Source organism: Kitasatospora sp. NPDC093558 (assembly GCF_040683475.1).
Classification (GTDB): Bacteria; Actinomycetota; Actinomycetes; order Streptomycetales; family Streptomycetaceae; genus Kitasatospora.
The window spans coordinates 1-6,825 of record NZ_JBFBDY010000341.1 but is presented as its reverse complement, the minus strand read 5'-3'; the positions used below and the strand labels follow the sequence as shown (position 1 = coordinate 6,825).

General features: G+C 68.8%; 6 protein-coding genes and 1 pseudogene. 4 read left to right on the top strand and 3 right to left on the bottom strand.

The window, feature by feature from the left end:
- The 3 genes from AB0O00_RS25710 to AB0O00_RS25700 form a co-directional block, all read left to right on the top strand.
- Positions 1-216, top strand: a 216-nt coding sequence (locus tag AB0O00_RS25710; protein WP_363655532.1) for a transposase, incomplete at its 5' end; no start/stop codon positions are given.
- 309 nt (positions 217-525) lie between these two features.
- A complete protein-coding gene (locus tag AB0O00_RS25705; RefSeq protein WP_363655530.1) occupies positions 526-1,191 on the top strand; it encodes an IS5 family transposase in 666 nt (221 codons plus the stop codon).
- Positions 1,092-1,307, top strand: coding sequence for a transposase (locus AB0O00_RS25700; RefSeq protein WP_363655534.1), 216 nt, complete (start codon positions 1,092-1,094; stop codon positions 1,305-1,307). The genes AB0O00_RS25705 and AB0O00_RS25700 overlap by 100 nt, the downstream gene beginning before the upstream one ends.
- Here the strand turns inward: AB0O00_RS25700 and AB0O00_RS25695 are convergent.
- The 3 genes from AB0O00_RS25695 to AB0O00_RS25685 all read right to left on the bottom strand — a co-directional run bounded on the left by AB0O00_RS25695 (position 1,273) and on the right by AB0O00_RS25685 (position 5,626).
- Positions 1,273-1,767, bottom strand: coding sequence for a hypothetical protein (locus AB0O00_RS25695; RefSeq protein WP_363655528.1), 495 nt, complete (start codon positions 1,765-1,767; stop codon positions 1,273-1,275). The genes AB0O00_RS25700 and AB0O00_RS25695 overlap by 35 nt on opposite strands.
- Positions 1,768-2,035: 268 nt before the next feature.
- The gene (mycP, locus tag AB0O00_RS25690) at positions 2,036-3,259 is read right to left on the bottom strand and encodes a type VII secretion-associated serine protease mycosin (RefSeq protein ID WP_363655526.1); all 1,224 of its coding nucleotides are present in this window, start codon (positions 3,257-3,259) and stop codon (positions 2,036-2,038) included.
- 1,914 nt (positions 3,260-5,173) lie between these two features.
- Positions 5,174-5,626, bottom strand: coding sequence for a hypothetical protein (locus tag AB0O00_RS25685; RefSeq protein WP_363655524.1), 453 nt, complete (start codon positions 5,624-5,626; stop codon positions 5,174-5,176).
- 321 nt (positions 5,627-5,947) lie between these two features.
- Here AB0O00_RS25685 and AB0O00_RS25680 point away from each other — a divergent pair.
- A pseudogene (locus tag AB0O00_RS25680) lies at positions 5,948-6,825 on the top strand (FUSC family protein); the annotation flags it as partial.

Below are 6,825 nucleotides of genomic sequence, written 5' to 3'. Positions count from 1 at the left end.
GCCCACGGACACGGCATGCGCCGCTGCCGCTACCGAGGCCAGCCGAAAGCCCACCTGCAGCATGTACTCACAGCCATCGCCGTCAACATCGAACGGCTCAGCGGCCGGCCAGTCACCGACGAAGCCCCGTCACCGAGACCGCCGACCGCCTTCCAGACCTTCCTGGACGATAACGACGTCCCGCGGCCGAAGTCCTGGCGAACCCTTGGCACTTGAGCCCAATCATCCAAGATCCCCGACAGAGTCAAGCTAAGAAGCCGTTGCTCTATCGATCTTGGGGGAGCGTGAGTTCGAGGTGGTCGACTCGGTCGGGTGATCTTCTGCCTGGCGGCGCATGGAAGTGGGGCCTCCCGCACAGCTCGTGGGTGTCGAATCCAACCGAGCAACAGGAGGCCCCTGGTGCTGCAGTCTTCCGTGCCGGTGCCGCTGTCGTCCAACTCGGCTTCTCTGACGTGTGATTGTCTCGCTCACCGGTTCGGGAACGCCGGGGACCGGCCGTACAGGCGACCGATGTATCCGTCCGACATGAGCGACGCGGAGTGGGCCGTCGTGCGCGACGCGATGCCGGTGCCCGGCTGGCTGGAGGGCCGCGGCGGACAGCCGGAGGGCTACTGCCACCGACAGATGATCGACGCGCTGCGCTACCTGGTCACGGGCGGTATCACCTGGCGGGCTATGCCCGCGGACTTCCCCGCGTGGGACCGCGTCTACGCGTTCTTCCGGCGCTGGCGGGACAAGGGCCTGGTCACCGAGTTCCACGACCGGTTGCGTGAGCGGGTCCGCGAGGCGGCGGGCCGGGATCCGGAGCCCACGGCGGGCGTCATCGACGCGCAGTCGGTGAAGGCGGCCGCGTCGGTGCCGGCCGCGAGCAGGGGCTTCGACGGCGGGAAGAAGGTCAACGGCCGCAAGCGCCACATCGTCGTGGACACCCTCGGGCTGCTGCTCACGGTGCTGGTCACCGCGGCCTCTGTCACCGACCGCGAAGCCGGCCGGACGCTGCTGGCCCGGCTGCGCGAACGGCACTGGCGCATCGCGCTGGTGTGGGCCGACGGCGGCTACACCGGTCGTCTGGTCGACCTCGCCCGCGACGCCTGGCGGATCGCGCTGACGGTGGTCAAACGCAGCGACGACACCAGCGGCTTCACGTGCTGCCGAAGAGGTGGCTGGTGGAGCGGACGTTCGCGTGGCTGATGCGCTCACGCCGCCTGGCCCGCGACTACGAGGGCCGCAGCGACAGCTCGGAGGCGGTGATCCGGTGGTCGATGAGCATGGTCATGAGCCGCCGCCTCGCCCGGCGGGCACGCTGAACAGTCCCGGGCTCGCCTCGACCAGCCAGCCCCGCGCGGCCAGGCGCTTCGCCTTCGACCGCACCCCCTCGACCTTCGCCGGAACGGGCTCGAGTCCGAGCGCCACAGCAAGCTCCCGGCAGTCCATCGTCTCCCAGCCCGCCGTGCTCCCGCCGGCCAGGACGTCCATGATCCGCTGGTAGTCCGGCGCAAGCACCGTCGGAGCAAGTCCTTCCCGCCAGTGGGGCACCACCGAACCCGGCACCGCCGCCGCGAGTTGCGCCGGCCGCTCACCCGTCACCACGTCCGGCGGCGCCTCATCGCCTCCGCATGGTCCCGCCAGGACCTCGGCGACCGTCTCACGGGCGATCACCAACCGCTCCCATGCGGCCTCCGCCGCCCGCAGCTCGGCCTGCAGGGCCTCCACCCGCTGCCGAGCGGCACGTTCGCGTTCCTCCAGCAACCCCATCACCGACGGCATCCCGGCACCTCCACCGAAGAAACGACACGACACCCCGTCTCTGCCGCCGAAGCACCGGCGTCATTCCTGACCAGCGAAAACGCACCCATCACTCTCGGAAAGACAACGGCTTCTAACCGCACCAAGCCACCGACAAGGTATGTGAGCCACGAGCGGCTTCGGCGGACCCTCGCGCAGAGCGAGGGCCCGCCGCTACCTCCGATCAGGCCAAAGTCACCGTGACCAGTCGAACGCGGCGGAAGCGGTCCAGCCATGGCTCAGCTTCCGACTACCTCGCGTACGGGTTGTCTTCCGGCGACACAGGCGGCTCGTACGACGGCGAAGACATCGGCACCGGCGACACGAGCCCAGTCGGCCGATCAGCCACACGCCGCTTCCGCGCCGCGAAGACCACAACGCCGGACACCAGCACCAACCCGACCACCCCAGCAATCGCGATCGGCAGCACCGAACTGCCCGAATCCGATGCCTTGTCCGCAAAGGGCGCCACGGTCGGCGAACTGACACTCGTCGGTGCCGCGGAGGAAGCTGAGGGCGAGGTCGCCGAGGCAGAAGGGACGGTGGCCGGCGGCGAAGCCGAGGGCAGCGGAGCCGTCTTGCTCGGAATCGGGTACACATCCGCCGCCCCCGGATCGCCTGGTGTGGTCAACGCGATGCGGGGACGGACGGCCCCATATCCGACGCTGTCATTGCGGCTAGAACCGTCCGTCGGCTTACCAGCCGTGTTGATGAGCACCCGCAGTACTTGGTTCGCCGTCCAGTCGGTGTGCGCAGCCCACACCAGGGCCGCCGAGGCGGACACCAGCGCAGTCGCTGCTGACGTGCCGTGGCCTTTGCAGTAGCCTGTTGCGCCAGTACAGGCGTCGATGATGTCCATACCGGGTGCCACGAGGTCAACCTGTGGCCCCTGCTGGGACTCAGCCGTAGCTGTCAAGTTCCTATCGACAGCGCCAACACCAACAACGTAAGGCAGACCACCCGGGTACTCGACCAGGTTCCCATCCTCCGCGCTGTTCCCAACACTGGCAAAAACCAGTGAGCCCTTTGCCGCTGCACGCGCGAGCACGCTGGTCAGTTTCGCCGCGTCGTCAGGAGACACAGTAACCGCCGCTGTTCCCTGCGAGATGTTGATGATCTTCGCGCCCTGATCAACGGCGTAGTCGACGGCTTGACCGATCTGGTCCAGGAAAATGTGTGAAGTGACGCCGCCTTCCTCGCCATTATCGATCTTCAGTGGAAGGATCTCGGCTCCTGGAGCCAAACCGTAGGCGCCCTTTCCCCCCATGCCCTTGCCGGTCCCCGCGATGATGCTCGCCATCTGTGTCCCGTGGCCCTTGGGGTCCATCCTCACCCCACCGGCACTTCCGCTGAAGTCCTTTCCCGGCAGCAACTGACCGACCAGGTCTGGGTGATCGAACTTGAAGCCGCCGTCAATGACTGCGATCGTCAGCCCCTGCCCAGTCGACGTCTTCCACATCTCAGGTGCATGCATCGCATCTAGATGCCACTGATCGTCCCGGATCGAGCCATCCGCAGCGGCCGGAGCCACGGCCGAGCCAGTCAAGAAACCGGCCGCCAGGAGTGCTCCGGCAAAGACCCGCCCACGCGCTCGTCCATCTCTCCGCCACATCACGACTCCTCGTTCTCCCCGTCAGCCGAGGGCTGCGCCCCGGACAGGTCCGCCCGGCCGCCGGGGTATCCCAGCGACCGGGCGGGCAGTCAGCCCTACTCAACCACGTTCGGGTTGCTGTGCGGCGTATCGCTGGTCCAGGTCTCTTCGTCCTCGCGCAGGTAGTCGGGCCGTTGGCGGCGGTCGCGCTCATTCCTTCCTGCCCCGCCTCCGTGCACGCCCGGCCCCATCATGCCGTTCTGGCCCGCAGTGCCCGAACCCCCGCCAGCGCCAGCCCGCCTGTACAACCCGGTCCCACCAGGGGTGAACTCTCCGCCTGCGGAAGGACCCTTGCGCCCTCCAACAACTCCGCCAGGCATCGAGGTCAGACCCCGACCTCGAGTGCCCCCACCTGAACCGCTCGATCCATGGCCCATTGCTCCGGGGTGCATTCCACCTACCCCGGGCATGCCCGGCGTTCCGGCGCGACCTGACTGAGCCTCGCGGGAACCGAAAACAGTCCCGCTGGGCAGACCAGGAGTACCTGTCTTACCGGGAAGGGCCGCGCCGCCGAATGGGACTGGACGGCTGGAAGCCGAACCACCACTCCTGCCGGCGATCGACCCGCCACCCCTGATCGGAGCTGACCCACTGTTCCGCGGGAAACCACCTACCGGAACCCGACCGCCAATTGGGAGCCCTGGGTTACCTCCGCTCTCCCCACTCTCGCCTGATCGCCCGGGGAACCCTCCCAAGCCGTCGAACGGTACGTTCCCACTGCCGACAGCACCCACCGGACTGCCTTGGCCCGACAGGGTCGGATCCACCAGCAGGCTGTCGAGGCCCGTACCAGGGCGATTGACAGGATCCGATGGGACAGACGAAGGGGTGGAGGTTCCGACCCCCTCCACCAACGGCACATTCCCGCTGACGCGCGATGGGACCGGCCCTGTATGCACCGCCGCTTCCGGAGCCTGCCATTCTGGCGCCAACTGGCGGGGCCCTATCGAGCCACGGCTGTAGCTGCCGCCTCCCTGGCTGTAGGTTCCAGCTGTGCTGCCCGTACTCACACGGGGGCTTCGGTTGGCAGCACCCGGGACCGCCGTTTGGGTCGTACCACCTGGCGAGTAGTCAACGGAGTTGACCCTGTCCTTGTCCGGCGTCCCCGGCAGGTTCGGGTCCTCCAGCGAGTTCAGCGTCGCCGTTGCCCCGGAGTAAGCCTGCGCCAGCCTTACCATCTGCTTGACGGCTTCTACACGTTCCCGTTTGATGATCGCGTCTGCAACGGCCATGCGATCGTTGCTGATCCAGTCCGGGCTACTCGACCTCGCGAGGTAGTCGGAGGACTCGGGGGAGCCGATCTTCGACGTCCCGGTCGTCGGCAGGCCCTGTCGTTGGCTCACCGCCGTGGCGAGCAAGGCGATCTCCGCGCGCGGGGGTTCGGGCACGGCGGCCTTGGCGAGGCTGAGGGACTCTCCCGCCTGCAGGAGCGCGTCGCCGGCCTTGGTGGAGTAGTCGCCGAGCAGCATGGCGGACTTCTGCAGGTTTCCGGCCCAGGTCCTGAAGCTCTCCGCGGCCGGTCCTTCCCATCCGACGTTGTCGACGTGCGACTTGAGTGCCGCGCTCAGGTCCTTGAGTACCTGACCGGCCGCCTGCAGGTGTACGCCGCGGTCCACCACGGTCGCCGCGTCCGTCGAACGGACCATGTCCCTGAGTTGGGCGTGGTCGTATTGGTCGAAGTCCGTTCCGTTTGTCATCTACCCGCTCCCCCTACGTTCGTCCGACGCCTGCGCTTCGTCACAGCCCCTCGATGCTCTTGGACGCGGCCCCGCTCGTTCCCGGCGGCGGCGTGCCCGCCACGCCCAAGTTCGCGTGCACGGCCTTGTGCGCGTCGGCCGTGGCCTGCTCGTTGCTCGCGTAGCTGCCGGCCGTCTTCGCCACCGCGAGCTTCATTGCCTCAATCTGGGAGGCAAAGTCCTTGTGGAGCTTGACGAGCTGGGTGTGAACCTTGTCGTACGCAGTTGTCAGGGCGACCGCCTCCACGACGTGCTCGCTGTACGCGCCACTGATCAAGGCCTTTCCGGCCAGCTTCTGCTCCTGCAGCTTCCCCGGCGCCGCCGCTGAGCCCTCCATCGCCTGGAGCAGGGCCTCCATCTTGTTCGCGAACGCCGTGAGCGTGTCGAGCTCCACCTTGACGTCCTGCTTGCCGAACGCGGACACCAAATCCGGAACGCTCGGCATCTCCGGCACCGCGATGGGCTGGTCCGGCTTCGGCCTCGGACCCGGCGGAACTTCTCCTGGCACTGCGAACACCCTCTCCCCCGCTGCGGACGCCAGTCCACAACGCACCGTCAACTTCTCGGCCGCACACTCACGGTCGGCAACCGGGCCACCCCCTTGACGGGTTGCCGACACCGCAATGTTAGCGATCGCCTCCGTCAGCCTTGCCCCGCTTGGACGCGATCGGTACGAACGGGCCTCGCCCTGGCCGGTAGACTCGCGGGGTACGACCCGATCTGCCGCGCAATGTCGCACAGCAGCGACCCCAGGCCGCAGAACGGACGTGACCGCATGCCTGCCGAAGAGATCCCCGTCACCGCCTGGTGGGCTCGTGCCGTGCGGCCGTCGCGGGTGGTGTTCCCGGGAGCGTTGGTGATGCGGGCCGCTGCCGGGATGGGGGTGCCGCTCGCCGTCGGGCTGCTCGTGCATCGGCTCGACCTCGGGGTGTTCGCCGGGCTCGGGGCCATGCACGCGACGATGAACGACCGGGCCGAGCCGAACGGCCTCCGCGTGCGACGGATCGGGACGGCCGTCCTCGCCTCCGCGCTCGGGATGCTGATCGGGACGAGCCTGCAGTACGCCCACGTGTCGCCCGTCGCCCTCGGCGTGGCGCTCACCGTTGTCGCGTTCCTGTCCGGCGCCCTGAGCGCCACCGGCCCGCGCGGTTCCGCCGCCGGGATGCTGCTGCTGGTGTCGACGGCGCTGGGGAGCGGGATGCCGCTGGCCCGTCCCTGGTGGGCGGCGGCGCCGATGATGCTCACCGGCGCGGCGTTCGTCGTCGTCCTCGGGCTGCCGGCAGGCCCCGGCGGCGAGCGCAACCGTGCGCTGGCCGCCGCGTACGACGCGCTCGGCCGCATGCTGGCCGATCTCGGCAGCCCGCAGGGTCCTGCCTCGCGGCGGGTCCTGACGGCCCGGCTGAACCAGGTGCAGGACTTCCACCCCGGCCGGAGCGATCCCCGGTACGAGGCTGCCCTCGCCGCCTCCGAGGCGGCCACCGGGCTGCTGTGGGCGCGACGCCCCGTCCCGCCCGAGGTCGCCGACGTCCCCGCCCGCCTCGCGCGCGCCATAGAGCGCAACACAAAAGAAGTCACCGTCCCCGACTGGCACCCCGACACCCCCTCCCGCCGTGCCCTGGATGCCGCCCTGCGCGCCGCCGCCGACACGGTGGC